This window comes from Thalassotalea ganghwensis (assembly GCF_053485795.1).
Map to the genome: position 1 here is coordinate 1 of NZ_JBQRUM010000017.1, position 24,486 is coordinate 24,486.

Annotated in this window: 28 protein-coding genes; 20 read left to right on the plus strand and 8 right to left on the minus strand. The window is 40.2% G+C overall.

The annotated features are described in order from the left end of the window. Positions 1–696 precede the first annotated feature (696 nt). From ACSLUH_RS15420 to ACSLUH_RS15430, 3 genes are read left to right on the plus strand one after another with little or no spacing between them, the layout of a single operon-like run. Positions 697–966, plus strand: a complete 270-nt coding sequence (locus ACSLUH_RS15420) for an OadG family transporter subunit (RefSeq protein ID WP_448568592.1) — start codon at positions 697–699, stop codon at positions 964–966. Between the two features lie 10 nt (positions 967–976). After that, entirely contained in the window at positions 977–2,749 is a 1,773-nt protein-coding gene (gene oadA, locus ACSLUH_RS15425) for a sodium-extruding oxaloacetate decarboxylase subunit alpha (protein WP_448568594.1), read from the plus strand. A gap of 9 nt (positions 2,750–2,758) precedes the next feature. Next, complete coding sequence (locus ACSLUH_RS15430) at positions 2,759–3,892, plus strand: sodium ion-translocating decarboxylase subunit beta (protein WP_448568596.1); 1,134 nt, start codon at positions 2,759–2,761, stop codon at positions 3,890–3,892. 66 nt (positions 3,893–3,958) lie between these two features. Here the strand turns inward: ACSLUH_RS15430 and ACSLUH_RS15435 are convergent, their stop codons facing one another. The 3 genes from ACSLUH_RS15435 to ACSLUH_RS15445 all read right to left on the minus strand — a co-directional run bounded on the left by ACSLUH_RS15435 (position 3,959) and on the right by ACSLUH_RS15445 (position 5,748). Continuing rightward, positions 3,959–4,684, minus strand: coding sequence for a transporter substrate-binding domain-containing protein (locus ACSLUH_RS15435; protein WP_448568598.1), 726 nt, complete (start codon positions 4,682–4,684; stop codon positions 3,959–3,961). A gap of 134 nt (positions 4,685–4,818) precedes the next feature. Continuing rightward, positions 4,819–5,472: a pyridoxamine 5'-phosphate oxidase gene (gene pdxH, locus ACSLUH_RS15440; protein WP_448568600.1), complete on the minus strand. Its 654-nt coding sequence runs from the start codon at positions 5,470–5,472 to the stop codon at positions 4,819–4,821. A 99-nt stretch (positions 5,473–5,571) separates the two neighbouring features. Continuing rightward, the gene (locus ACSLUH_RS15445; RefSeq protein ID WP_448568602.1) at positions 5,572–5,748 is read right to left on the minus strand and encodes a PA3496 family putative envelope integrity protein; all 177 of its coding nucleotides are present in this window, start codon (positions 5,746–5,748) and stop codon (positions 5,572–5,574) included. A gap of 234 nt (positions 5,749–5,982) precedes the next feature. Between ACSLUH_RS15445 and ACSLUH_RS15450 the strand changes: the two genes are divergently transcribed. Next, positions 5,983–8,097, plus strand: coding sequence for a tRNA(Met) cytidine acetyltransferase TmcA domain-containing protein (locus ACSLUH_RS15450; RefSeq protein WP_448568604.1), 2,115 nt, complete (start codon positions 5,983–5,985; stop codon positions 8,095–8,097). Here ACSLUH_RS15450 and ACSLUH_RS15455 read toward each other — a convergent pair. Further along, positions 8,094–8,276 (minus strand): hypothetical protein, encoded by a 183-nt coding sequence (locus ACSLUH_RS15455; protein WP_448568606.1) that lies wholly within the window; start codon positions 8,274–8,276, stop codon positions 8,094–8,096. The genes ACSLUH_RS15450 and ACSLUH_RS15455 overlap by 4 nt on opposite strands. A gap of 89 nt (positions 8,277–8,365) precedes the next feature. Between ACSLUH_RS15455 and ACSLUH_RS15460 the strand changes: the two genes are divergently transcribed. Genes ACSLUH_RS15460 through ACSLUH_RS15470 form a run of 3 tightly spaced genes read left to right on the plus strand, consistent with a single transcriptional unit; the run spans position 8,366 to position 10,654 of the window. Next, positions 8,366–9,259 (plus strand): ABC transporter ATP-binding protein, encoded by an 894-nt coding sequence (locus tag ACSLUH_RS15460; protein ID WP_448568608.1) that lies wholly within the window; start codon positions 8,366–8,368, stop codon positions 9,257–9,259. A 1-nt stretch (position 9,260) separates the two neighbouring features. Then, positions 9,261–10,265: an ABC transporter permease gene (locus ACSLUH_RS15465; protein WP_448568609.1), complete on the plus strand. Its 1,005-nt coding sequence runs from the start codon at positions 9,261–9,263 to the stop codon at positions 10,263–10,265. Positions 10,266–10,285: 20 nt separating this feature from the next. Beyond that, on the plus strand, positions 10,286–10,654 hold the full coding sequence (locus tag ACSLUH_RS15470) for a YbaN family protein (RefSeq protein WP_448568611.1): 369 nt from the start codon (positions 10,286–10,288) through the stop codon (positions 10,652–10,654). Between the two features lie 119 nt (positions 10,655–10,773). Here ACSLUH_RS15470 and ACSLUH_RS15475 read toward each other — a convergent pair whose 3' ends face one another. Continuing rightward, entirely contained in the window at positions 10,774–11,355 is a 582-nt protein-coding gene (locus ACSLUH_RS15475) for a DUF4202 domain-containing protein (protein ID WP_448568613.1), read from the minus strand. Between the two features lie 281 nt (positions 11,356–11,636). Between ACSLUH_RS15475 and pyrG the strand changes: the two genes are divergently transcribed. After that, positions 11,637–13,280, plus strand: coding sequence for a CTP synthase (pyrG, locus tag ACSLUH_RS15480; protein WP_448568615.1), 1,644 nt, complete (start codon positions 11,637–11,639; stop codon positions 13,278–13,280). Positions 13,281–13,415: 135 nt separating this feature from the next. Then, on the plus strand, positions 13,416–14,717 hold the full coding sequence (gene eno / locus ACSLUH_RS15485) for a phosphopyruvate hydratase (protein ID WP_448568617.1): 1,302 nt from the start codon (positions 13,416–13,418) through the stop codon (positions 14,715–14,717). Between the two features lie 117 nt (positions 14,718–14,834). Here eno and ACSLUH_RS15490 read toward each other — a convergent pair whose 3' ends face one another. Both ACSLUH_RS15490 and ACSLUH_RS15495 read right to left on the minus strand, forming a co-directional pair. Continuing rightward, positions 14,835–15,299, minus strand: coding sequence for a GNAT family N-acetyltransferase (locus tag ACSLUH_RS15490; protein WP_448568619.1), 465 nt, complete (start codon positions 15,297–15,299; stop codon positions 14,835–14,837). A 15-nt stretch (positions 15,300–15,314) separates the two neighbouring features. Beyond that, positions 15,315–15,794: a hypothetical protein gene (locus tag ACSLUH_RS15495; RefSeq protein ID WP_448568621.1), complete on the minus strand. Its 480-nt coding sequence runs from the start codon at positions 15,792–15,794 to the stop codon at positions 15,315–15,317. Positions 15,795–15,944: 150 nt separating this feature from the next. Between ACSLUH_RS15495 and ACSLUH_RS15500 the strand changes: the two genes are divergently transcribed. Next, complete coding sequence (locus tag ACSLUH_RS15500) at positions 15,945–16,160, plus strand: 2TM domain-containing protein (protein ID WP_448568623.1); 216 nt, start codon at positions 15,945–15,947, stop codon at positions 16,158–16,160. Positions 16,161–16,239: 79 nt separating this feature from the next. On the opposite strand, the gene ACSLUH_RS15505 is transcribed toward ACSLUH_RS15500, so the two are convergent. Further along, positions 16,240–17,166 (minus strand): mechanosensitive ion channel family protein, encoded by a 927-nt coding sequence (locus ACSLUH_RS15505; protein WP_448568625.1) that lies wholly within the window; start codon positions 17,164–17,166, stop codon positions 16,240–16,242. A gap of 175 nt (positions 17,167–17,341) precedes the next feature. Between ACSLUH_RS15505 and ACSLUH_RS15510 the strand changes: the two genes are divergently transcribed. From ACSLUH_RS15510 to rpoS, 10 genes are all read left to right on the plus strand, one after another. Continuing rightward, positions 17,342–17,965, plus strand: coding sequence for a hypothetical protein (locus ACSLUH_RS15510; protein ID WP_448568627.1), 624 nt, complete (start codon positions 17,342–17,344; stop codon positions 17,963–17,965). Between the two features lie 84 nt (positions 17,966–18,049). After that, on the plus strand, positions 18,050–18,334 hold the full coding sequence (gene ftsB / locus ACSLUH_RS15515; protein ID WP_448568629.1) for a cell division protein FtsB: 285 nt from the start codon (positions 18,050–18,052) through the stop codon (positions 18,332–18,334). Positions 18,335–18,357: 23 nt separating this feature from the next. Further along, complete coding sequence (ispD, locus tag ACSLUH_RS15520; RefSeq protein ID WP_448568756.1) at positions 18,358–19,050, plus strand: 2-C-methyl-D-erythritol 4-phosphate cytidylyltransferase; 693 nt, start codon at positions 18,358–18,360, stop codon at positions 19,048–19,050. Continuing rightward, positions 19,050–19,526: a 2-C-methyl-D-erythritol 2,4-cyclodiphosphate synthase gene (ispF, locus tag ACSLUH_RS15525; protein ID WP_448568631.1), complete on the plus strand. Its 477-nt coding sequence runs from the start codon at positions 19,050–19,052 to the stop codon at positions 19,524–19,526. Before ispD ends, ispF begins: the two co-directional genes overlap by 1 nt. A gap of 3 nt (positions 19,527–19,529) precedes the next feature. After that, positions 19,530–20,585, plus strand: coding sequence for a tRNA pseudouridine(13) synthase TruD (truD, locus tag ACSLUH_RS15530; RefSeq protein ID WP_448568633.1), 1,056 nt, complete (start codon positions 19,530–19,532; stop codon positions 20,583–20,585). Between the two features lie 2 nt (positions 20,586–20,587). Further along, positions 20,588–21,340, plus strand: coding sequence for a 5'/3'-nucleotidase SurE (gene surE, locus ACSLUH_RS15535; RefSeq protein WP_448568635.1), 753 nt, complete (start codon positions 20,588–20,590; stop codon positions 21,338–21,340). 9 nt (positions 21,341–21,349) lie between these two features. Further along, positions 21,350–22,012, plus strand: coding sequence for a protein-L-isoaspartate(D-aspartate) O-methyltransferase (locus tag ACSLUH_RS15540; RefSeq protein WP_448568637.1), 663 nt, complete (start codon positions 21,350–21,352; stop codon positions 22,010–22,012). After that, entirely contained in the window at positions 22,009–22,590 is a 582-nt protein-coding gene (locus tag ACSLUH_RS15545) for a YqaA family protein (RefSeq protein ID WP_448568639.1), read from the plus strand. Before ACSLUH_RS15540 ends, ACSLUH_RS15545 begins: the two co-directional genes overlap by 4 nt. Before the next feature lie 184 nt (positions 22,591–22,774). Then, positions 22,775–23,449, plus strand: coding sequence for a peptidoglycan DD-metalloendopeptidase family protein (locus ACSLUH_RS15550; RefSeq protein WP_448568641.1), 675 nt, complete (start codon positions 22,775–22,777; stop codon positions 23,447–23,449). Between the two features lie 85 nt (positions 23,450–23,534). Further along, positions 23,535–24,470 carry an RNA polymerase sigma factor RpoS gene (gene rpoS, locus ACSLUH_RS15555; RefSeq protein ID WP_448568643.1) on the plus strand — a complete coding sequence of 312 codons (936 nt, stop codon included), beginning with the start codon at positions 23,535–23,537 and terminating at the stop codon, positions 24,468–24,470. Positions 24,471–24,486: the final 16 nt, after the last annotated feature.

Genomic DNA, 24,486 nt, shown 5'->3' on the forward strand with positions numbered 1-24,486 from the left:
GGCAAGAGAAAGTGCTGTTGTTAATTGCAAAAGAAAAGGCTCCTGAATAAATTCAGAAGCCTTTATAAACTAACCAGTTGATCGGTCAATGGATCATTAAATATTTCTTAACTGATCGGCATTAAGCCATAGGCTGGTTTTTTTTCGTCTGTATTTTATTGGTATTACTCCTAATCGTTCTGCTGTTCGCTCTTCCAGAAACAATCCCTTAAAGTTTCGCTATTATAAAATAAACACCTTAGTGGTGGTTAAGCGCGAATTTTCGTGTTTACTCTTATCCAGCTAATATTGCGTGACGAAGAGCCAAAAGTTAACTTATAACTCACTCGGGCATTGATTTAACATATTTAAGCAAAACTTGTTAACAGCCAAAAGTTGTATATGGTTAAGAAGAGCGCGAAGCCGTATAGCTATCTATTTTTTGATGTGGGTTTTAAGTATTTATACAAAATGGTGTTAAGCCCAATTAATAAAAATCATCCTTAAGCTTTTTATTTATAGCACTCTTTGTTGTATATAATATTCAATCAGGAGTTAGAAATAGAATAAAATATGGAAAAAAAAGAATATTTAGTCGTTTTTGTTGTGCTTTAAGGTTGACCAAAAAATATTTTTATGAAACGTATAAATATCAGTTGCTTTTAGGTTATTGGAGTGATTATTCTAATTTAATAAAATTTTCAGGTAGGGGACATCATGGGTGAGCTAATGCAGCAGTTTGTCGATGCTGGTATTTTAATGTTAGCTGGAATGGCATTTGTTTTTGTTTTTCTAGGTTTACTGGTTGTATTTATTAATCAGGTCTTAGTTCGGTTATCTGTGGCATACCCAGATCCTATCGTTGTACCCGCTAAAGCACGCAAAGTAACGTCAGCGAATAAATCTGATAAAGGGGTTTCGCCTAAGGTTGTTGCTGCGATATCCGCTGCCGTGAGTCAACATCGTCAAAAGCATAATAAATCATAGGAGCATCATAATGGCTAAGCCACTAGGAATTACCGAAGTTGTATTGAGAGATGGACATCAATCTTTATTGGCAACTCGGCTTCGATTAGAAGACATGTTACCGATTGCCCCTTTGTTGGATGAAGTAGGTTTTTGGTCTATTGAATCTTGGGGAGGTGCAACCTTTGATAGTTGTATACGTTATTTAGGTGAGGATCCGTGGGAGCGTATTCGAGCATTGAAAAAAGCGATGCCTAAGACAAAACAACAAATGCTTTTTCGTGGCCAGAATATTTTGGGCTATCGTCACTATGCCGATGATGTTGTCGAAAAGTTTGTCGAGCGAGCTCATATTAATGGGGTAGACGTCTTTAGAATATTCGATGCCATGAATGATGTTAGAAACTTGCAAACGGCTATCAAGGCAACCGTCAAAGTTGGTGCGCACGCGCAAGGAACATTAAGTTATACAGAAAGCCCGGTTCATACCTTAGAGGGTTGGCTAACCATGGCTAAGCAGTTAGAAGATATGGGGGCGCATTCGCTTTGTATTAAAGATATGTCTGGTTTATTGAAACCGTATGATGCTCAAGAACTCATTTCGCGCTTAAAAGAGACGGTATCTTTACCGCTGGCCTTACATTGTCATGCAACGACTGGTTTAAGTGTTGCAACCCACATGAAAGCCATTGACGCAGATATTGATGTCATTGACACCTCTATTTCGTCAATGAGCCAGACTTATGGACATTCACCCACAGAAACGATAGTTTCGATAGCCCAAGGCACTGAGCGAGATACGGGTTTAGACATGGAAAAGCTTGCCGAAGTTGCGGCTTATTTCAGAGATGTTCGTGAAAAATATGCCCAATTTGAAGGCAGCTTGAAAGGGGTTGATGCCCGAATTTTATTAGCCCAAGTGCCAGGTGGCATGTTAACCAATATGGAAAACCAATTAAAAGAGCAAGGCGCTTCTGACAAGTTTGATGAGGTGCTTCAAGAGATCCCTCGCGTTCGTGAAGACTTAGGTAATATTCCGCTGGTAACACCAACATCACAAATAGTCGGTACTCAATCGGTACTGAATGTATTAACTGGCGAACGTTATAAGTCGATTACCAAAGAAACGGCGGGAGTGCTTAAAGGAGAATATGGTGCTACGGCTTCTCCTGTTAATAAATCGCTTCAAGAGCGCGTGTTGGAAGGAAAAGAACCAATTACTTGTCGTCCAGCAGATTTACTGTCGCCTGAATTAGATAAACTCACTGCAGAGCTTGAAAATTTAGCGAAAGAGAAAGCGATAAACTTAGCAGAAGATAAAATAGACGATGTGCTTACTTATGCGTTATTTCCACAGATTGGACTTAAGTTTCTAGAAAATCGTAACAACCCTGAAGCTTTCGAGCCCAAACCGACAAAAGGCGCGATTAAGCAATCAGCGCAAGCCAGTTCAGCTAGTGTGTCAACGGAGAGCTATTCTGTTAGTGTCGATGGTCAGGTTTTCGAAGTGGTTGTCGGTCCTGGTGGCAGTATTTCTTCAGTGACTTCAGCAGCGGATGCAGAAGTGAAACAAAGCGCTGCAATCAGTGCAGAAGAAACGTTAAATGCGCCTCTAGCGGGCAATATTTTTAAAGTGCTCGTTGCTGAAGGCGATCACGTTGAAGCCGGTGATGTCGTTATCATTATGGAAGCAATGAAAATGGAAACGGAAGTGCGAGCGGTCTCAGGGGGTCAAATTGTTTCGCTTCATGTTAGAGAAGGCGACTCTGTTTCTGTTGGTAATGTTTTGTTGAGTTTAGCGTAGGATAATCATATGGAGCAGTTAAATACCTTGTGGTTATCTACAGGGCTTGCCAATTTCGAACTTGGCCAAGTTATCATGATGTTAGTTGGTGCTGGTTTGCTGTTTTTAGCTATTGCTAAAAACTTTGAGCCATTACTACTATTACCGATGGGGTTTGGCGCGATATTGACCAATATTCCCGTTGCTGGGTTTTCTGAAGTTGGCGGCTTATTGCATTATATTTATTACGCAGGTATCGATACGGGAATATTCCCACTATTGATATTTATGGGCGTCGGTGCAATGACTGATTTTGGCGCTTTAATTGCTAACCCTAAAACACTCTTTCTTGGAGCTGCTGCTCAGTTTGGTATTTTCGCAACATTGTTTGGTGCAATTGCGTTAAATGCGATACCAGGTTTTGAGTTTTCATTGCAGGATGCATCAGCGATAGCCATTATTGGCGGAGCCGATGGACCTACTGCAATATTTTTGGCGTCTAAGCTTGCCCCTGAATTGTTAGGCGCTATCGCGGTGGCTGCCTACTCTTATATGGCGTTGGTACCCATCATTCAACCACCTATCATGAGAGCTTTAACCACTGAACAAGAGCGTAAAATTGAAATGGCACAGTTACGTCACGTAACCAAAATAGAAAAGGTTGTTTTTCCTTTAGGTGTGCTGTTAATGACAATTTTCTTCTTGCCAGCAGCCACACCGCTCGTTGGCATGTTTTGCTTAGGTAACTTAATGCGCGAATGTGGCGTTGTAGATCGTTTAAGTTCAACGGCACAAAATGAATTGATCAATATCGTTACGATTTTTTTAGGTTTAGGCGTCGGCTCCAAGTTGAGTGCAGAAGCGTTTTTAAACGTTGAAACCTTGGGGATCCTCGCTTTAGGGGCTGTCGCGTTTTCAATTGGAACTGCTTCTGGGGTGTTGATGGCAAAACTAATGAATAAACTGAGTAATGAACCGGTCAACCCGCTCATTGGAGCGGCAGGCGTATCAGCAGTGCCTATGGCAGCGCGTGTTGCTAACAAGGTCGGTTTAGAAGCTAATCCTCATAACTTTCTTTTAATGCATGCAATGGGGCCAAATGTCGCAGGCGTGCTCGGCTCTGCGGTGGCAGCGGGTATCTTGCTTGCTTTAGTGGGCCCTTAAAGCTTTCCTGTAATTGCAAGAACGCTATCTTTTTAGGTAGCGTTTTTTTGTTGTATTAAAACGGAGTTAGGGTTGCATAACCCCCTTTTCTGGCAATTTATTATAACGATGCTGCAGATAATCAAAGGCCACTTTGTTTGTGGTTAATATGCTATCAAGCTGCTCTTTTAACGCGAGACCCCGTTGATTGTTGGCGACAGCTAGTGTCGCTGGAATACCTATCAAGCGACGATAATGTATTGGCGCTTGAATCACTTCTGATAGCTTACTCATCATCGCAACTCGTTCAAAGACGGCGGCCTTAACTCTGCGCTTAGCTAACATTTTAGCCAGTTGAGGTAACGATGCGACTTCAATAAATTTACGTTCGGGGATATTAAGGATGTTAGCGAAAAATGTTGCATTGCCTAGTAAAGTACCAATACTGTTATCGGGAACCTTATCAAGATTCAAGTAAAGCGGATTGTAGCTGTAGATATCAAGATTGGTATCAAAGGCCCAATCAAGTTCTGCCGCGTATCGGTAAAAACTCTCAGTCTCTAGCCCTTTTGGCACCAAACCAATAATATCGACACGATGATTCTCGAGTTCTTTTTTAGCCCGAGCGTAGGTCATATTTTGATAGGTTAATTGTAGGCTTGATTGTTGAGCAGCTGATGAAAGTAATTGATAGCCAAGCCCTTGGCCATTTTCGTCAAACATGGGTGGAAATGGTTCTATTCCCACCAAGATTTGCTTAGCAAATGAAAACTGACAATAGAGTATAGCGATGAATAAAGTAATTGATTTCAAAGTAAAATTCAATTCGATAACCAGATAACTACCTTATCATGAAGCTAAGGCCAAGCAAACGAAATTAACTATATTATTACATTTTCTCTGTGGTCGACTTTAATGTATCAACTTAGCTGTTAGCGATAATACGATTAAGGGTTAAGTTTGAATTTATGCCATGATTGGTCAGGTTGTTGCTGGAAACACACACGGTCATGCAAGCGACTAGCGCGTCCTTGCCAGAACTCTATGTATGCTGGCTTTATTTTCCATCCTCCCCAAAACTCTGGCAAAGGAACTGGTTTACCAGAAAATTTTTGTTCAAAATGTTTAACGCGTTGCTTTAATTCGTCACCTGATAATTCTTCGCTTTGGTGTGAAGCCCATGCGCCAATTTGGCTTCCTCTATCTCTACTGTCAAAGTAACGTTGAGATTGCGCTAAAGGTACTTTTTCTACCACACCTTCTATACGAACCTGACGTTGCAAAACGTTCCAATGAAAAAGCAACGCAATATTGGGGTTTTGCTCAAGATCTTTGCTCTTTCGGCTACCATAATTGGTATAAAAAACAAAACCTTGCTCATCAAACTCCTTCAACAGCACCATTCGGCAGCTAGGTTTTCCCTCATGACTTACACTAGACACGGACATTGCTTCAGGCAATAAAATACCGGCTTGCTGAGCATCATTAAACCATTGCTGAAAAAGTGAAAAGGGCTCTGAGTGTTCATCTAAATTTGGTAAGGGCAACGCTACGCCCTGACCAAATGTTAGTAAGCAACGTATTTTTTCAAGGAAAGTCATTATTGTATGTCTTTAAGAAAAGATTGCGCGTATTCTATCAATAAATAGAAACAATGAAATATAAAAATATCGAATTAAATCGCGGATAAGATTTATCGGTTAAATATCCCAATCATCAGTATCGTCTAAGAGCTCTTTAAGTCTTTTTCGTTCTAATAAGTCGTCAATGCGTTTTCTTACCTTTGCTGAATCTACACTTGATGTGCTTTCTTCAAAATCAGCATCTTGATCGCCAGTCATGTCGTTATCTAAATCGTCTATTGAGTCATACGTCATTCTCTTAACCCACCACAAAACAGTCTTTACTTAATCTGAAACATAGGCTTGTTTGCATTTTTTTTCAAATTAAATTTATCAAAATAGTATCAACTGAATATTTGTTGAGTAATTTGGATAATTTTGCGACAAGAGAATAGGGGCATCTTTCCGCTAATCGAGCCAATTTAACCTTTTTCCTTAAACAGTTAGCCTGTTAGAATAACTCATATTTTTATTTTAAGCCGATCTCTCATGCCTGATAAACAGATATTTTCTGATTGTTTGCAACGAATGATCTCTGAGCAGAAAAAAGCTCGACATCGTAGGTTAGTTGTCTTAGAGGAAGCCGTTGAGTGGAGTATAGCGCAGCTTAGTTATTTTTTGTCGCAGGAAGCGCTTAGAAGTGCAATCTATGGTATTGCGATTAATGTTAATAATGTCAAACGCATTGAAAACTTCAAACATGCTTTAGGGCAAGAGTACGATATTGTTATTTTTGCCGATGAACATTTTCATCCTGATGCTTTTGCAGCATTGTCTGGCACACTGGCGGCAGGCGGATTAATGATTTGGCTTTGTCCTGATATGTCTTATTTCAGCGCGAAGAACGCATTTTATCAGCGATTTTGTCAACAAATAATTGCAGATAAAGATACTATCGTTATTAATCGTCAAACGCTCGCGCAAGTGAAAATTGAGCCAAAAAAATCACATATTGAGACTCCATACAACGATAGTTTGGGATGTGCTCACCAGCAACAAGCAGAGGCGGTTAATCAGGTAATAAAAGTTGTTTCAGGACATCGCCGACGCCCTTTGGTATTAACGGCAGATAGAGGACGCGGAAAATCAAGTGCCTTGGCTATTGCTGCAGTGCAGGTGATGTTATTAACTAACAAACGTTTGATAGTAACTGCCCCACATCGCAATGCTCTGGCGATCTTTTTTGAACAACTTATCAGTAGCTATCCTCAAGGCTATTATCAACAAGATAGTTTTTACATTGCTAACAGTTCTATTCAATTCGTTCCAGTTGATAAACTGGTCGCTGAGCAACCTGAAAATCATTTAGTACTTGTTGATGAAGCTGCTGCTATTCCAATCTATTTGTTAGAGCGATTGGCGCAACAAAATAGCCGAATCGTATTTTCTTCAACGGTTCATGGTTATGAAGGTTCAGGTCGAGGGTTTAGCTTAAAGTTTATTAAGAAGCTTTCGGCAATAGCGCCTGATTATAATCGATACCATATTAAGCAAGCGATACGTTGGGCTGAAGATGATCCATTAGAACGATTTATTTTTAACACTTTTTTGCTTAATGCCGCCTTACCTGAAATCCCCGCATCAGATATCGAAACATTCTCAATAGCGCATACAGATATTCGGTTGGTTGATGCCAAAGAACTGATTTTAGATGAAAAGCTATTAAATCAAATCGTTGCAATTTTAGTAACAGCGCATTATCAAACGTCGCCGAGCGATGTAAAGTTAATGCTAGCTCAAGAGCAGGTAAAATTGTTTGTGACCTTTGATAGGCAATTAGATATTGCGATAGCCGTGTCACTATGTTTAACAGAAGGAGAGGCAAGTGAACGCGATATCGCGTTAATGACCGCGTCCCAAAAACAATTAAAATCTCAGTTTTTGCCGCAGTCATTGATGAAGTATTGCGCGGATCAAAGCGCATTTAATTTTCGTTACCTTCGTATCGTTCGGATTGCGGTTGTTGAGTCTTTACAGCAAAAAGGATTAGGAAGACAACTATTGCAGTATATAAAAGCTTTTTGTCAACATAATCAGTACGATATTTTGGGAACAAGTTTTGGCGCTAATCATGAGCTGGTTTCATTTTGGGGTGAGCAACAAATGATGCCTGTTCGTATTGGCTTTAATAGAGATAGTGCCAGTGGTGAACATTCCTGTTTGATGCTGCACGGGATCAGTGATCTCGGTCGCGATCACGTGACTCATTTAAGTACAATATTTTACCAACAGTTACCGTATTGCTTAGCCGAACAATATGCAGAGCTTTCCACCGATTTGGTCAGTTGTTTACTATCTCAAGGACATCACTTGGCAGAGCATTTGGCAATTACCAGATTAAACAAAAGAGATGAATTTATTGTTAAACAATTTGCCTTGGGGCATTACCAGTATGATCCGAGTGCCTTTTCGTTGAGTAACTGGTTATTGTCGGTGTTAATAACTCATCCGTATTTGGCCGATCAAACCGACTTATTAGTTGCGAAAGTATTGCAACGAAAAACCACAGCGCGCATTGCAAATGACTTTGGTTATACAGGAAAAAAAGCGCTTCAATTGGCCCTTAAAGAAAGCGTAAACTCGATATTAGCTCAGATGAGTTAATCGAGTAGACTGTTGTTAAGTAGTGAGTGCCATAGTATTTGTTTGCTTTGCGTATTAAGGCATTTAAGTTGTGCTGCATTGATGACACCACTAGCAAGTATTTTATCAAGTAGCGATGCAGAGAGCTCTAACTGTACTTTTTGATTATCGATAGTAATTGATTGAAAATCTGGCATCATAGCTCCTTTATTGTTTTCGGTTTACGTTATCTTAGGTAAAAACGATATTTTTGTAAATAAGAATTATTATCATTTAGGTGGGTTTGGTTTTGAATGAACATCCAACTTCAGTAGTCGAAGTTAATCAGTTAGTTAAGCGTTTTGAAAACTTTAATGCGGTAGATAATGTTAGCTTTTCTATTAAACAAGGACGATGTTTTGGTTTGCTTGGACCCAATGGCGCGGGTAAAACAACCACGATTGAAATAATTGAAGGTATCCTAAAACCGAGCTCAGGTGAGGTATTTTATCAAGGTCAGCCGATTAATGACGATTTCTCGCAACATATCGGCATTCAATTCCAGCACACCGCATTACAAGATTTTTTAACAGTTAAAGAAACGCTAAACCTGTTTTCGTCTTTTTATCAACAAAGCTTGCCGCATGAAACGTTAATAGCACTTTGTGATCTCGAGGGATTTGTTGACCGGGATAATCGCTTATTGTCTGGCGGGCAACGTCAACGGCTATTATTAGCTTTAGCCTTGATAAATGACCCCGATATAATCTTCCTCGATGAACCGACAACGGGACTCGATCCTCAAGCTCGTCGAAATTTTTGGCAATTAATTGAAAATATAAAAGCGCGGAATAAAACCATCGTCTTAACCACCCACTACATGGATGAGGCTGAGCGTTTGTGTGATGACATTGTCATTATGGATAAAGGTAAAGTGATAGAGTCTGGAACACCGAGAGAACTTTTGAAGCGCCACTTTAGCGATGTCTTTATTTTATTACCTAAAAAACGCATCAGTGATGAATTGTTAGCGAATTTTGACTGGCAAGAAAACGGAGAAATGGTGGAAATTACGACATCGTCCATTGAGAAGTGCTTAGCAACATTAATTGAAAGTGGCGTATCTTTAGATAACTTGCAGGTTAAATCAGCCAATTTGGACGATCTTTTCTTAAAACTTACCGGACATTCATTAAGGGAGTAATATGAACATTTCTCGTTTTTGGGCAGTAGTAAAAGCTAGAAATATAGAGTTTTTCCGTGATAAATCATCATTAAGCTGGAGTTTACTCTTTCCGATATTGCTGCTTGTGGCAATGTCCTTAGTTTTCTCAGGGGATGGCAAAGCACAATATAAAATTGGTGTGATAAATTTATCGTCGGTTGATAGTCAATTTATTGAAACACGATATATCGATTTTGTTGATTATCAGACTATCGACAAAGCACAAGCGAAATTGTCGCAACATGCTGTTGATTTAGTGATTGATTTTACTCAAAAGCATTATTGGATGAATCCAGAATCACCACAAAGTTACTTAGCCGAACAAATACTTAAAGCTTCCCATCCAACGTTTGATATGGAACAAGTGTCAGGGAAGAAGATCCGTTATGTCGATTGGGTGCTTCCTGGGGTGTTAGGGATGAATATGATGTTCAGTTGCCTGTTCGGTGTTGGCTATGTGATTGTGCGCTATAGAAAAAACGCTGTGCTGAAACGTCTAAAGGCAACCCCTTTGACGGCACTTGAGTTTGTCAGTGCTCAATTGTTTTCGCGGGCATTGATAGTGATGACGACAACGAGCTTGGTCTACGTAGGTTGTAACTTCTTTTTTGATTTTTATATGCTTGGCAGTTATGTAGACCTATTTCTTATCGGTTTACTTGGCGCGTTTAGTTTAATTTCGCTAGGTTTATTAATTGCGAGCCGCAGTAAAAGTGAAGAACTTATTGGTGGCTTATTGAATTTTTCTACCTGGCCGATGATGATCCTCTCTGGTGTCTGGTTCAGTCTGGAAGGTGCACCAGATATATTAAAACTTGTCGCGGAGTTTTTGCCGCTAACTCACTTAGTTGCGGCAGCCAGAGCTGTAATCACCGAAGGCGCAACGCTTGCTGAGCTTGGCTACCACATCTTTATTTTGTTAGGGATGTCTGTCATGTTTTTAGGTGCTGGCGCCTGGTTATTCAATTGGAATGAAGAACGTTAGAAGGGGATGTGTTTAAAACAATGTTATTAAAAATAACCGGCGTTTTTTTTGTATTATTAGCGGCGTTAGGGGCGGTGTTACCGCTATTGCCTACAACGCCATTTTTATTGGTTGCTGCCGCTTGTTTTGCTAAGTCATCACCACGTTTACATAAAATGCTCCTGCAAAATCGAGTTTTCGGCCCTATTATCTATCATTGGCAGCAATCTAGAAGTATTCCTAAACGTGCGAAAGTGTTATCGCTGGTTACTATGGTGCTTGCTGCGAGTTTTTCTTGCTACATGTTGGATAGTTGGTGGTTAAGAGCAACGGTTGTTTTACTGATGGCTTGGCCGTTTGTTTTTGTTGCGCGTTTGCCACTGTCAAACGGCAACGTTAGCGCTCCTTGAGTTGGTATTAAATCACTTTATTTGCGTAACATTTAAGCTTTATAACATCTGGGTTAAATAACATCTAGGCAAGGGGGGTTGGCAATTATCTGCTTTGAATCATCAATGAACCTGGTAAATTAGCTCAATGCTTTTGTTACGAGTTTATTCAAATGTTCAGGTAGCGATAAGGATAACGCAATTTTATGTCCTTGCGCGGACATCTTGCGCCAGGTCAGTTGAAGAATGCGTATAATTTTATCTTCATTATGTTTTGCTGCAAAAGCTGCAAAATAATGTTCAAGAAAAACAAGACAAGCGACATCTTCTAAGGTTTGAGTCTGTGGGTTTTTCTTAAGTTGTTCTTTTCGAATGATAGCCGCAGTGATATTAGCTTGCTCTTGGCTATAACCATGCGCTAGCATGATTTTAGTTGCTTGTTGAGCATGAAATTGACCAAGTGCTTTTCGCCAATCTAAGTATCCCTTTTTACCCTGAGGAAACTCATCTCGTTTTATATGCCAGCGCATAATATGTTGAGCTCGAACTGCTATTTGTAATAGTTCGTCAGCGTTTGGCCAATACTGATTTAAACAGGCCGACATTCTTTGGCCATAGATAAGCTCTTTTGGCTGTTTCTTACCTTCAACGTCAACCAAGTTACTATCTTTTGCATTAAGGTCATCAATCGCGGTTAAAACAGCTGTTAATTTATCAGTCATGAAACTTCCCAACTTTTTAGAGATAAGCTAGTATTACCAATCTGCATAAATATTTAATCCTCGCTAAGAGGCTTAATATATATGAATATTGGTATAAACTAAGGTCCCAGACCTATTATTGCAAGCCTTCTAAATAATATTTTAACGAGAAGGCAAGATCGTTATTGTCGAAAACACGGCTTTTGAGTATAATACTTTCCCGTCCTGCTAGTATTGAACGTTTATCAATAAGCTTCGAATGCTAGTGCAAAATTTCTGTTTTTCCTGACTCTGGGTATCACATGACAACTAGATATATTTTTGTAACGGGTGGCGTTGTTTCATCCCTTGGTAAAGGTATTGCTGCAGCTTCATTAGCGGCAATTCTTGAAGCACGTGGTTTAAAGGTAACCATGTTGAAGCTAGACCCATATATTAATGTAGACCCAGGGACAATGAGCCCAATTCAACACGGCGAAGTTTTCGTTACCGAAGATGGCGCTGAGACTGATCTAGATTTGGGGCATTATGAGCGCTTTATTCGCACCAAAATGACCAAACGCAATAATTTTACCACGGGTAGAATTTATCAAGACATTCTTGCTCGCGAGCGTAAAGGTGAGTTTTTAGGTGCAACCATTCAGGTCATTCCTCATATCACTAATGACATTAAACGTCGTGTTATAGAAGGCGCTGAAGGTTACGATATCGCCATGGTTGAAATTGGCGGTACGGTTGGCGATATTGAATCACAACCATTCCTAGAAGCTATTCGCCAGTTAGGCACTGAATTAGGACGAGAGCGTGCAATGTTTATGCACCTTACATTAGTACCTTATTTAGCGGCCTCAGGTGAAATTAAAACTAAGCCGACACAACATTCTGTTAAAGAACTTCGTTCTATCGGTATTTTCCCTGACATTCTGGTATGTCGCAGTGAAGGGGTTATTCCAGCAAACGAAAAGTCTAAGATCGCTTTATTTACTAACGTTGAAGAACGTGCGGTAGTAGCGATGCGTGATGTTGATAGTATTTATAAAATTCCAGCGATTTTGAAATCTCAAGGAACTGACGAGATTGTTTGTAAACGTTTTGGCTATACCGATTTACCAGAAGCCGACTTAAGTGAGTGGGAAAAGGTGCTTTACCAAGAGGCAAATTCTGTCGGTGAAGTCGTAGTTGGCATGGTCGGCAAATACACCGAATTGCCAGATGCTTATAAGTCGGTAAATGAAGCGTTAAAGCATGCCGGTTTAAAGAATCAGGTAAACGTTAAAATAAAATATATTGATTCACAAGATGTTGAATCGAAAGGCACAGAAATCTTTAAAGATATTGACGCTATTCTTGTTCCTGGTGGTTTTGGTGAGCGTGGAGTAGAAGGTAAGATTATTGCAGCTCGGTACGCTCGTGAAAATAAAATCCCTTACTTAGGCATTTGTTTAGGAATGCAAGTAGCGCTAATTGAGTATGCTCGCAACGTAGCGGGATTAGCGGGAGCTCATAGTACTGAATTTAATAGTCAAACGCCTTATCCTGTTGTTGGTTTAATCAATGAATGGTTAGACGAGAAAGGTAAAATAGAATACCGCTGTGAGAATTCTGATTTAGGTGGCACTATGCGTTTGGGTTCTCAATTGTGCCATTTAGTGAAAGGTACCAAGGTGTGTGACGTATATGGTAGTGAAACCATTTATGAAAGACACCGCCACCGTTATGAGGTAAATAATAACTACCGAGACCAATTAACTGAAGCTGGCCTCGTGTTTTCTGGTTTATCTACCGACAAATCTTTGGTTGAGGTTATCGAAATTCCTGATCATCCATGGTTTATTGCAGGGCAGTTCCATCCTGAGTTTAATTCAACTCCGCGAGATGGCCACCCATTGTTTGAAGGCTTTATTGCTGCAACGTTTAATTTGCAAAAGCAAAAATCAAACGGATAGATAATCAACAGATAAAACCGTGGCCCTTGGTCGCGGTTTTATATTTTATCGTCGTAAAATACGATGTTAACAAATCAAATTTTAAACTTGTTGCTAGTTCATTTATAAAGTGAACATTAATTTAGAGGAATTGTAATGGCGAACATTAGCAAAATCATCGGACGTGAAATTATGGATTCACGTGGTAATCCTACAGTTGAAGTCGATGTCTTTTTAGCGTCGGGTGCTTGGGGGCGTGCAGCGGCTCCTTCTGGTGCATCAACTGGTTCTCGAGAAGCATTAGAACTTCGTGACGGTGATAAATCGCGTTACTTAGGGAAAGGCGTTTTAAAAGCTGTCGCCGCGGTAAATAATGATATTGCTAATGCCTTAATTGGTAAGAATGCCCTAGAACAAGCAACGATTGATCAAATAATGATTGATTTGGATGGGACGGAAAATAAAGAAAAGTTTGGTGCTAACGCTATTTTAGCGGTTTCTTTAGCAAACGCTAAAGCGGCAGCGATGGAAAAGAAAGTACAATTGTTTGAACACATTGCTGACTTAAATGGTACATCGGGTCAGTACTCTTTACCATTACCAATGATGAATATTCTCAACGGTGGCGAGCATGCTGATAACAATGTTGATATTCAAGAGTTTATGATCCAACCGGTAAGTGCGAAAAGCTTCAGTGAATCACTTCGCATGGGGGCTGAAATTTTCCATTCATTGAAAAAAGTATTATCAGCGAAAGGGCTGAACACCGCCGTTGGCGATGAAGGTGGTTTTGCTCCAGATTTAGCGTCTAATGCTGATGCACTAGCGGTAATTAAAGAAGCGACTGAAGCTGCAGGTTATGTTTTGGGTAAAGACGTGACGTTAGCGATGGATTGTGCTGCATCTGAATTTTACGATGCAGATAAAGGTATTTATGACTTAAAAGGTGAAGGCAAGCAGTTCAGCTCTAACGAGTTTTCAGATTTCCTCGCTACGCTATGTCAGGAATATCCAATTGTTTCAATTGAAGATGGTTTAGACGAATCTGATTGGGGTGGTTTTAAATATCAAACTGACTTGATTGGTGACAAAGTACAAATCGTTGGTGATGACTTATTTGTAACTAACACTAAGATTTTAGCGCGTGGTATTGAACAAGGTATTGCGAATTCAATTTTAATTAAGTTTAACCAAATTGGTTCATTAACTGAAACCTTAGCGGCGATCAGAATGGCGAAGGAAGCTGGCTATACAGCGGTAATTTCACATCGTAGTGGTGAAACGGAAGATGCAACTATTGCTGATTTAGCGGTAGGTACAGCGGCAGGGCAAATTAAAACAGGATCGTTATGTCGTTCAGATCGTGTTTCTAAGTACAACCAGTTATTGCGTATTGAAGAGTACTTAGGAGAAAAAGCGGTATTTAATGGTTTGTCTGAAGTTAAAGGCCAAGGTTAATTATTAACGTTTGGATGATGAAGTCGTCTGTCTCGACGCTTTAATATCATGCTTTAATGCTCAATTCTAAAAAAGCCTTATCGAATGATAAGGCTTTTTTTTCAATAATTTAAGCGTTTACAAGCTTAAATGAAAAAACTTACTGTGTGGATCAAGTTGATAATCGCCAAAAGGATCGCATTCAATAAAACCATGGCGTAAGTAAAGCTGAATCGCGGGATTAAATGCTTGATGCGTGCCAGTTTCTAAATAGAGATTTTGATAGTGACGACTTTTTGCTTCAATAATAATGGCTTGAAGAATTTTCGCAGCAACCCCTCTGCGTAGGTAGTTAGGATGGGTTTTCATAGACTTAATTTCACCGCTGCTTTTTGATAATGCTTTTAGCGCACCGCAGCCTGCTATGTCACCATTATTTTTCGCTGACCAAAAGGTAATGTCTGGCTGCTTTAGTTGCTCAACGTCTAAGGCATGAACACTATCACTTGGTGAGTATTTATACATTTCTTGACGATGAGCATTAAGCAGATCAGCGATTGCATTATCGTTAAGATAATCAATTGTTACATTCATGGTTGTCATTTTATTTACTTCTTTTTAAATAACGTTTTTTGGTACATTCTCAATAAATCTATATCGGTATCCGATGATCAGTAAAACGCCGCAACAAAACCAAACAAAAATGGCTGCCTGGCTAAAAAATGTTACTTTTTCAGGGTGCTTAAGCGAAAACCAAAGTGTTAACGTCACTCGCAGTATGCATATAAAAGCAATAGCTTTAATAGCAGTTTGAGTAAAAGGTAATAATTTCACAAATTTTGCAGCGGAAAAACAATATAAGGCTGTCATGAAAAATATAAAAGAAATCGCTATGGTGCCAACAGGTGCTAACCAAGTTTGTTCGATTGCTGACTCGATGATAACTGCCGGCGCCAATTGCGCTCTGTAGCAATTCTCTCCTAAAGGGATACACGATAAATGAGCAATTACTGTCAATAGCGCGATAATGCCAACAACAATAAAACTAATGCTTGCTATGTTGTTGAGCCCCATTAGTTTCAAGCCATTGCTATTCATAACTTTGATCCATAAAGCGTTTTTTAATCCATGCTCCATTGTATTACTTATTGATATGACAAATAAAGTCTTAATGGCGGATGGTTGTCATGTGCTTGTCGCGTTGTTGTCGTGTTTAATTGAAGCTTTTTTTGTCACTATTTTCTCAGGGTGAATAAATCGAAGAGGATACTGAGGTGTTTAAACAAAGAAGAAATATTAATACGGGGTATTATACTTTTGACCCCACAGTATTACTGGGTTCTTTGGTGCATTGGTGGTTGGGGGATAGGTGTACTTCTCCACTATGTCTATATTGTCAAATCCCCTGATATATTCGGCAAAGACTGGCAAGATAAGCAGTTAGCTAAACGTAAAAACAAGTAAAACCCAATATTAAAGTTAATTGGTATAATACCTGCTTTGCTCCCATTCACTATTCTAATGGGAGCTATAGTCTTTTTTGTTACTTTACCTGGCCAGAATGACTGATAAGGTGGACATCGCGCTGCGGGAATGGGATTTGGATATTTGCTTCATCTAAAGCAAGATAAATAGCCTTATATGCTTTAAATTTTGATGCATATAAGTTTAACGTGGGTGTCCAAATTCTGAGCCCTATATTTATTGCGCTGTCGGCAAATTGGTCGATACCTATTTGCGGGGCTTTGTCTTTACTGACAATATCGAGTTTTTCAATAACACTTTCCAATAAGCTGATCACTTCTATAGGGTTTTCGTGATAAGCGATACCGACACTTAACTCTAATAACGAGTCCTCTTTCGAATTATGAAGTACTTCACCAACAATATGTTTATTTGGAATGGTGATCTCAACACCGTCTTCATCAACAATAATGGTATATGCGAGTAATACTTCTTTCACTAGCCCTGTAACACCTTGCACTGTGATGGTATCGCCAACGACAAAGGGACGAATAATGATAATATTAAAGCCTGCCGCATAGTTGGCTAAAAGCCCTTGCAAGGCAAGGCCTGCACCTAATGATACTGCACCAATAGCGGCGATAAAGGGGGTGACACTAATACCTAATTTGTTAAGCGCTACGATGGTTATCATCACTACGACTAACATTTTACTGGTGTTAGCGATAAAGTGGCTTAGGGTAATATCCAGTTTATGTTTTAGACAAAGGTTAAGAACTGATTTTGCAATTCTCCCTGCTAACATGTAGCCGAGAGTGAAAATGATAAACGCCCCAATTAATTGAAAACTGTAATTGGCAAAAAAGTCGATAATAATGTTGTAGATACGAGTCAATTGATCTATTTCTTCTTTTAAAAGGTTGGTCGGGGCTAGAGCATCTATTGTGCTGTCTGCTGGCAGTTCTGTTGTTTTTTCAGGAGACGTTTGTGGGCTTTGTTCAATCATACGGGCAAGATCCTTGATGGTATTTTGAAAGACGTTGTTGACAACATTTTTTTAAGTAAATCGCATTCGTTATAATAATAACTCAGAAAATTGCTTTATTTATCTTTTATCTACAATAAAGTATGCTTAATACTTGAGCAGTGATCTAGCAGTGAGCGCAAGCAAGTTTTCTTTCATGAATGAACAACAATCACTTTGGCATGAACAGCAGCAAACTTCACCTGAGTTTGCTGAGCTTTGTTGTGCCTTATATGAAAGAGAGCTTAAGTTACTCGCTGATTTAAAAATTGATAGTGCTAAATCCCTTCAAGGACGAATGAAAAGCCTCTCGTATTATGTCAAACGCACCGCGAACTTTATGTGTCAGGCACAAACGCCATTAACCTTGGATGTGCAAAATGCGACGTGGTCTGCTAAACAAGCATCGCAACTTCCTCTTGTGGGGCAAGAAAGAGAGGCAGTAAACCAGTGGTACCGACAAATAGACCTTATGCCAGGCTTAGTGGTGCCGATCGCAACAAGTTCACATATTGTCTTAGATTGCGTTGACCGGGTAGATCATGAAAAACAACGCTTTCGTACCAATAGTCATGGATGGTATGAATTAAGCGAACGAGCGGAAGATGACATTGCATATCGTTTATTAAAGCCCAATAAACGGGTGATGACCGCCGCCTGCGCTGGTCATGCTTGGCTAAACAATCATAAAATTAATCCAGTGATCCCATCATTAAGAGAATTACTGCTTTCTTGTACGATTAATTGGCGTAATTTTAAGCGTCCTTTACCTTTCAATTGATTTTGTTTTGTTTGAGTGTTTACAGTCTCGCTAACACACTTATAATAAGTGCTTACTTATATCCACATTTCTATGGCGACAATAATGCGCTTGATGTCAGGCATTTTGCTGATTATTTTTCTGTTGTTACAGTATCGACTTTGGCTCGGTAAAAACAGTGTGTCTGACTATATTGCGTTGAAAAACGAAGTTACACGACAACAACTGGATAATGAAAAGCTAAAACGGCGAAATAAACTGCTTTATGCCGATACCAATGATTTAAAGTCCGGTTTAGAAGCTATCGAAGAGCGCGCTAGAAATGAATTAGGGATGATAAAAGAAAACGAAACCTTTTTTCGTTTAATCCCTCAAAAACGAGAAAATTAGTGTTAGAAGAAAACAAACGGCTGATGTGTGCGGTGATTATTCCCGCCGCAGGTGTTGGCAAACGTATGCAGGCTAATCGGCCTAAACAATACTTAACTATTGAAGACAAAACCTTATTAGAACATACGGTTTTGCGATTACTATCTCATTCACAAATTGCATTAGCAATTGTTGCTATTAGCCCAGATGATGAATATTTTGCCAAAACGTCGCTAGCAAACCATCCAAACGTAAGGGTTGTCGCTGGTGGCAAAGAAAGGGCTGACTCTGTTCTTTCTGGCCTCAACAGTTTAGATCGTGATGCTTACCCATGGGTATTGGTTCACGACGCTGCAAGACCTTGCGTATCGTTAACTGATGTTAGTAGCTTGATAGAAACGTGTCTCAGTAAGGGGGTCGGAGGTATTTTGGCATCTCCAGTTCGCGATACGATGAAGCGCACTAACCAAGACAATCTTGTGACTGAAACGGTTGAACGAGAGCTATTGTGGCATGCTTTAACGCCTCAAATGTATCCAAGTCAGCAATTATGTGATTGTTTAACTAGGGCATTAACTGACGGGGTTACGGTAACCGATGAATCTTCAACTATTGAGCGCGCAGGTTTAAACAGTCTGATTGTTAAAGGTAGTAGCGATAATATCAAAGTGACACAGCCAGAAGATTTAGCGCTGGCAGAATTTATTTTAACCAAACAAAAACTAAGTGGTGAGTAATGAGAATAGGGCATGGTTTTGATGTGCATAAATTTGGTGAGCAGGGTCCTATTGTCCTCGCAGGAGTCGAAATTCCTTATTCACAGGGGTTTATAGCCCATTCTGATGGCGATGTTGCCATTCATGCATTGTGTGATGCAATGCTAGGTGCGTTAGCGCTAGGAGATATCGGTAATCATTTTCCCGATACTGATGATAACTATAAAGGCATATCGAGTCGTATCTTACTCAGACATGTCGTTGACTTGATGAAAGAACGCCAGTTTTGCGTAGGCAACGTTGATTTAACGATTGTTGCTCAAGCACCGAAAATTGCACCTTTTTTATTATCAATGCGAGAAATCTTAGCTCAAGACCTAGGCTGTACTATTGAGCAAGTGAATGTTAAAGCGACCACGACTGAAAAACTAGGATATGTTGGCAGACGGGAAGGTATTGCTGTTCATAGTGTCGTTTTGTTGATACCAAATGGATAAGTTATGACACTGTCACTTTCATATTTGAATGGTAAACCGTCCAGTCGAGGGCTATTGAGAAGTCAAATGCAAGACTTTGTCGTGCTAGAGCAATTGCCTTTCGAACCCAGTGGTGAGGGTGAGCACCTTTTAGTGAACGTTCGAAAATCAGGTCAAAACACCGTTTTTGTTGCCCAGCAATTAGCAAAATTCTTTAAGGTTAAACCTGCGCAAGTGACATACGCGGGCTTGAAAGACCGGTTTGCCGTGACAGAACAATGGTTTGGTGTTCACCTCCCCGGTAAAGGGCATGATAGTTTAGATGACTTTTCGGTTGAAGGTGTCGAAGTCATTGCTTTCTCTCGTCATCATAAAAAATTACGCACAGGGGCATTATCAGGTAATCGCTTTATTATTACCTTGCGTGATGTTGACGGATTGGCCGAACTACAACAGCGGTGGCAGGCCGTCACCAAACAAGGCGTTCCAAATTATTACGGTGAGCAGCGCTTTGGCATTAATCAAGGAAACATTGAAAGCGCTAAGGCAATGTTTTCGGGTAAAAAAATAAAAGATCGAAAAAAGCGCAGTATTTACTTATCAGCAGCGCGTTCTTATTTATTTAATACGTTATTGAGTCAACGAGTAGAGGCTGGGAAATTCTCTCAAATCCAACCAGGTGATATCATGATGTTGGCAGGTTCTCAGTCAATATTTCCTGTAACTGACGTTGATGAGACGTTAACCAAGCGACTAGAAGAAGGTGATATTGATATAACTTCATGTCTTTGGGGGCAAGGTGAGTTAAGAACGGGTCAGCATGTAGCTGAGCTGGAAAGTGAACTCAAGCAGTCGTTCCCAGAGCTATGTCAAGGACTTGAGCAGTTTGGTTTGAAGCAAGAGCGGCGCAGAATTCGTTTAATGATTTCTGACGCAAAAATAGAGTTTAACAACGATGCCAAGCTTGCTAAACTTGATTTTTTTCTGCCGTCTGGCAGCTTCGCAACGACCGTATTAAGAGAGTTGTTGGTGTATAAAGATATGACTGAACGTCATAATGCACAAGGTATAAAAGAATAACGATGAAAATACTGTTAAGTAATGATGATGGCGTTAATGCGTTAGGTATTAAGGTCTTGTATCAGGCGTTGAAACAGATTGCTGATGTTACGGTTGTGGCTCCAGATAGGAATTGCAGCGGTGCCAGTAACTCATTAACCTTGTTAAACCCGCTAAGAGCGCAAACGTTAGACAACGGTTTTATATCCGTTAATGGCACACCAACTGATTCAGTGCATCTTGGCATTAGTCAATTAGTTAAACCTTTACCGGACTTAGTGGTCGCGGGTATTAATAACGGTGCTAATTTAGGTGATGATACGTTATATTCTGGTACCGTAGCTGCAGCGACTGAAGGGCGACATATGGGAATGCCTGCTATTGCAGTTTCGCTGGTTGGTAAACATGAACAACACTATGAAACCGCAGCGGCAGTAACGGTTAGCTTTATTAAACGTCTGGTCTTGCATCCTTTGGCGGCAGATCAAATTATTAATATTAATGTTCCCGATATTCCTTTAGCGGAGCTTAAAGGCGTTAAAGTGACGCGCCTTGGCCATCGTCACAAAGCAGAAACCATGAAAAAAATGGCTGATCCGTGGAATAGAGATATTTTTTGGTACGGCTCCTTAGGGGAGGAGCTCGACGCTGGCGAAGGAACGGATTTTCATGCCGTGAGCCAAGGGTATGCCTCGATAACGCCACTTACCGTTGATATGACGGCTTATAACAGCCTAGAATCAATGGCGAAATGGGTTGATGATTTAACATTATGAGAAAAGTAAATGAATGCCAAATTAATCAGTAGTATTGGTGGAAAGTCAACCCGAAGTGGAGAGTTACTAGCAAAGAAGTTACAAGCTGAAGGCATTGTTAACCCGCTAGTACTGCAAGCAATTGCGCGCAGTCCTCGCCATATTTTTGTACCAGAGATATTGGCGCACAAAGCGTATGATAATACCGCGCTACCGATTGGACAGGGCCAAACGATATCACAGCCCTATATCGTTGCTAAAATGTCAGAACTGCTTATTCAAGACGGCATTCCTGATAGTATTTTAGAAATAGGCACCGGCTCAGGCTATCAAACGTCAATCCTTGCACAGTTAACCCCTAAAGTGTTTTCAGTAGAGCGCATTAAAAGCTTGCAATGGCAAGCGAAACGAAAGTTACGTTCAATTGATTTGCATAATGTTGCTATGAAGCACGGCGATGGTTGGCAAGGCTGGCAAAGTAAAGGTCCATTTCAAGCAATCATCGTCACTGCCGCACCAACAACAGTGCCGCAAGCATTGCTGTCTCAGCTGACTGATGGTGGCCGTTTAGTCATCCCTGTTGGTGAACAAACGCAAGTGCTGAAGGTGATTACTCGCCATGGCGACGATTTTACTGAACAACAAGTGGAGGCGGTAAAATTTGTACCATTAGTGCCTGGAGAGTTGCTGTGAAAATATTTACACCACTTTACGAATGGACACTTAAGTGGGCAAAGCATAAATTCGCGCCAGTTGTTTTAGCCGTTCTAACCTTTGCTGAATCGGTATTTTTTCCAATACCACCCGATGTTTTGTTAGCGCCTATGGTGTTAGCTGAACGTCGCAAAGCATGGTTTTTAGCGACGCTGACAACGGTAGCGTCAGTTATCGGCGGAATCGTCGGTTATTATTTAGGTTATCTAATGTTTGAACCTTGGATACAACCACTCATCACTGAGTTTGGTTATCAAGCGCGGTTTGATAAAGCTTTGGCGTGGTTCGAACAATGGGGAGTATGGGTTGTGTTTGTCGCAGGCTTTTCTCCCATCCCTTATAAAATATTTACGGTCAGTGCTGGCCTGCTAGCAATGGCATTTATCCCTTTTTTGCTTGCATCTGCAATAGGCCGTGGGTTACGTTTTTTCTTGGTTGCTGGTGTGATTTATTTTGGTGGCGAAACCATGGAACAAAAAATCAAGCAATGGGTAGATGTGATTGGTTGGGCAATTGTTGCTTTACTGGTCATCGCTTATTTTATGGTGAAACTGTAATCGATAGGAGTTGATTATCATTAACTTTAAGTGGACAGCACTGTTACATTTAAATCTGTTGTGTTTACTTATTGTGTTAGTTGGTTGTTCAACTAGGCAGACCCCCGCGCCTGTGGTTGATGCACAGGCACATGTTCCTCTTCATAAACGTGTTAAACATAGTATCGATTCGACAGAGTATGTCGTGAAAAAAGGTGAAACTCTTTACTCTATTGCTTGGCGAGCAGATCTCGATGTTAGAGAGTTGGCTCAATTAAACGATATTGCGCCACCGTATCGAATCTTCCCTAATCAAAAATTATTTTTAACTAAAAAATCTCGCAAGGCGAGTAAAAATAAACCCTCCACGAATAGTACGAAAAGTGTTCAACAAAAGGTGGTAAAAAAACCTGTTGCGTCTTCCAAAAAGCAGGAGTATGGTGATAATACGAGACGGAAAAAAACAAGTAATAATTTGCCGTCGAGTGGTGGGGTATTTTCACAAAAAATTGATAAGTGGATATGGCCCAGTAGAGGTAAGATAATTTCCAGATTTTCCTCTAGAAAACAAGGGAATAAAGGAATTGACATCGCGGGTAGAAAAGGCGATCCAGTCAAGGCAGCAGCTGACGGCAAGGTAGTATACGCAGGTGATGTTTTAAGGGGCTATGGTAAGCTAATTATCATTAAACATAATGACGATTATCTTAGTGCTTACGCTCATAATAGCAGCATCTTGGTCAAGGAACAGCAAACTGTAAAAGCTGGTCAATTAATCGCCAAAATGGGAGATACAGAAGCGAAAAGAGTCATGCTTCATTTTGAAGTTCGCTTTCGTGGAAAATCAGTAAATCCTGAAAAATACCTGCCGAGAAGATAACAATTAATGACAAGTAGTTTTGGAGCTAATGTGAATATTTAAACAAAATTTAATTAGGCTTTGCTAAATTTATGGGAGATATAGCATGGGCATAGAAAAAGAATTAAAAGACGTAGCTGTTGAAGAAACCGATGTATCAGACGATGATACTATTACTACCGTGAGAAATATGGAAGAGAGCCCATCTAACTTGGATGCGACTCAGTTATATTTAAGCGAAATTGGTTTTTCCCCCCTACTAACTGCCGAAGAAGAAGTTCATTTCTCGCGTCTCGCCTTAAAGGGCGATGAACCCTCACGAAAACGTATGATCGAAAGTAATTTACGTTTAGTGGTGAAAATTGCACGACGGTATAACAACCGTGGTTTACCTTTACTTGACCTGATTGAAGAGGGCAACTTAGGTTTGATCCGTGCAGTGGAAAAATTTGACCCTGAGCGCGGCTTTAGATTCTCAACCTATGCAACATGGTGGATTCGTCAAACGATTGAACGCGCCATCATGAACCAAACCCGTACGATCCGTTTACCTATTCATGTGGTTAAAGAATTAAATATTTATTTGCGAACTGCTCGTGAACTCATTCAAAAGCTGGATCATGAGCCAACCGCTGAAGATATTGCTCAAGAGCTTGATGTACCGGTTGCAGATGTATCTAAAATGCTGCGTTTAAATGAGCGTATATCGTCTGTAGATACGCCGTTCGGCGCAGAATCAGACAAAGTGTTGCTTGATGTGATCCCTGATGAGAAAGGTAGCGGCCCAGAAAGCGATTTACAAGATGATGATATCAAAAATAACATTGTCCATTGGTTAAATGAGCTTAACTCAAAACAGCGTGAGGTCTTGGCACGACGTTTCGGTCTATTAGGCTATGAAGCGGCAACGTTAGAAGATGTTGGAGTTGAAATTGGTTTGACGCGAGAACGTGTACGTCAAATTCAAGTGGAAGCACTTAAGCGTTTACGAGATATATTAAGTCAACAAAACTTATCAATAGAGGCGCTTTTCCAAGCCTAATAGCAAGGCTTTGACG

Excerpts from the sequence above, each read along its gene's own strand:
- ACSLUH_RS15420 (WP_448568592.1), top strand. The coding sequence starts at position 697 with ATGGGTGAGCTAATGCAGCAGTTTGTCGATGCTGGTATTTTAATGTTA.
- oadA (WP_448568594.1), top strand. The coding sequence starts at position 977 with ATGGCTAAGCCACTAGGAATTACCGAAGTTGTATTGAGAGATGGACAT.
- ACSLUH_RS15430 (WP_448568596.1), top strand. The coding sequence starts at position 2,759 with ATGGAGCAGTTAAATACCTTGTGGTTATCTACAGGGCTTGCCAATTTC.
- pdxH (WP_448568600.1), bottom strand. The coding sequence starts at position 5,472 with ATGACTTTCCTTGAAAAAATACGTTGCTTACTAACATTTGGTCAGGGC.
- ACSLUH_RS15445 (WP_448568602.1), bottom strand. The coding sequence starts at position 5,748 with ATGACGTATGACTCAATAGACGATTTAGATAACGACATGACTGGCGAT.
- ACSLUH_RS15450 (WP_448568604.1), top strand. The coding sequence starts at position 5,983 with ATGCCTGATAAACAGATATTTTCTGATTGTTTGCAACGAATGATCTCT.
- ACSLUH_RS15455 (WP_448568606.1), bottom strand. The coding sequence starts at position 8,276 with ATGATGCCAGATTTTCAATCAATTACTATCGATAATCAAAAAGTACAG.
- ACSLUH_RS15465 (WP_448568609.1), top strand. The coding sequence starts at position 9,261 with ATGAACATTTCTCGTTTTTGGGCAGTAGTAAAAGCTAGAAATATAGAG.
- ACSLUH_RS15470 (WP_448568611.1), top strand. The coding sequence starts at position 10,286 with ATGTTATTAAAAATAACCGGCGTTTTTTTTGTATTATTAGCGGCGTTA.
- ACSLUH_RS15475 (WP_448568613.1), bottom strand. The coding sequence starts at position 11,355 with ATGACTGATAAATTAACAGCTGTTTTAACCGCGATTGATGACCTTAAT.
- pyrG (WP_448568615.1), top strand. The coding sequence starts at position 11,637 with ATGACAACTAGATATATTTTTGTAACGGGTGGCGTTGTTTCATCCCTT.
- eno (WP_448568617.1), top strand. The coding sequence starts at position 13,416 with ATGGCGAACATTAGCAAAATCATCGGACGTGAAATTATGGATTCACGT.
- ACSLUH_RS15490 (WP_448568619.1), bottom strand. The coding sequence starts at position 15,299 with ATGACAACCATGAATGTAACAATTGATTATCTTAACGATAATGCAATC.
- ACSLUH_RS15495 (WP_448568621.1), bottom strand. The coding sequence starts at position 15,794 with ATGAATAGCAATGGCTTGAAACTAATGGGGCTCAACAACATAGCAAGC.
- ACSLUH_RS15505 (WP_448568625.1), bottom strand. The coding sequence starts at position 17,166 with ATGATTGAACAAAGCCCACAAACGTCTCCTGAAAAAACAACAGAACTG.
- ACSLUH_RS15510 (WP_448568627.1), top strand. The coding sequence starts at position 17,342 with ATGAATGAACAACAATCACTTTGGCATGAACAGCAGCAAACTTCACCT.
- ftsB (WP_448568629.1), top strand. The coding sequence starts at position 18,050 with ATGCGCTTGATGTCAGGCATTTTGCTGATTATTTTTCTGTTGTTACAG.
- ispD (WP_448568756.1), top strand. The coding sequence starts at position 18,358 with ATGTGTGCGGTGATTATTCCCGCCGCAGGTGTTGGCAAACGTATGCAG.
- ispF (WP_448568631.1), top strand. The coding sequence starts at position 19,050 with ATGAGAATAGGGCATGGTTTTGATGTGCATAAATTTGGTGAGCAGGGT.
- truD (WP_448568633.1), top strand. The coding sequence starts at position 19,530 with ATGACACTGTCACTTTCATATTTGAATGGTAAACCGTCCAGTCGAGGG.
- surE (WP_448568635.1), top strand. The coding sequence starts at position 20,588 with ATGAAAATACTGTTAAGTAATGATGATGGCGTTAATGCGTTAGGTATT.
- ACSLUH_RS15540 (WP_448568637.1), top strand. The coding sequence starts at position 21,350 with ATGAATGCCAAATTAATCAGTAGTATTGGTGGAAAGTCAACCCGAAGT.
- rpoS (WP_448568643.1), top strand. The coding sequence starts at position 23,535 with ATGGGCATAGAAAAAGAATTAAAAGACGTAGCTGTTGAAGAAACCGAT.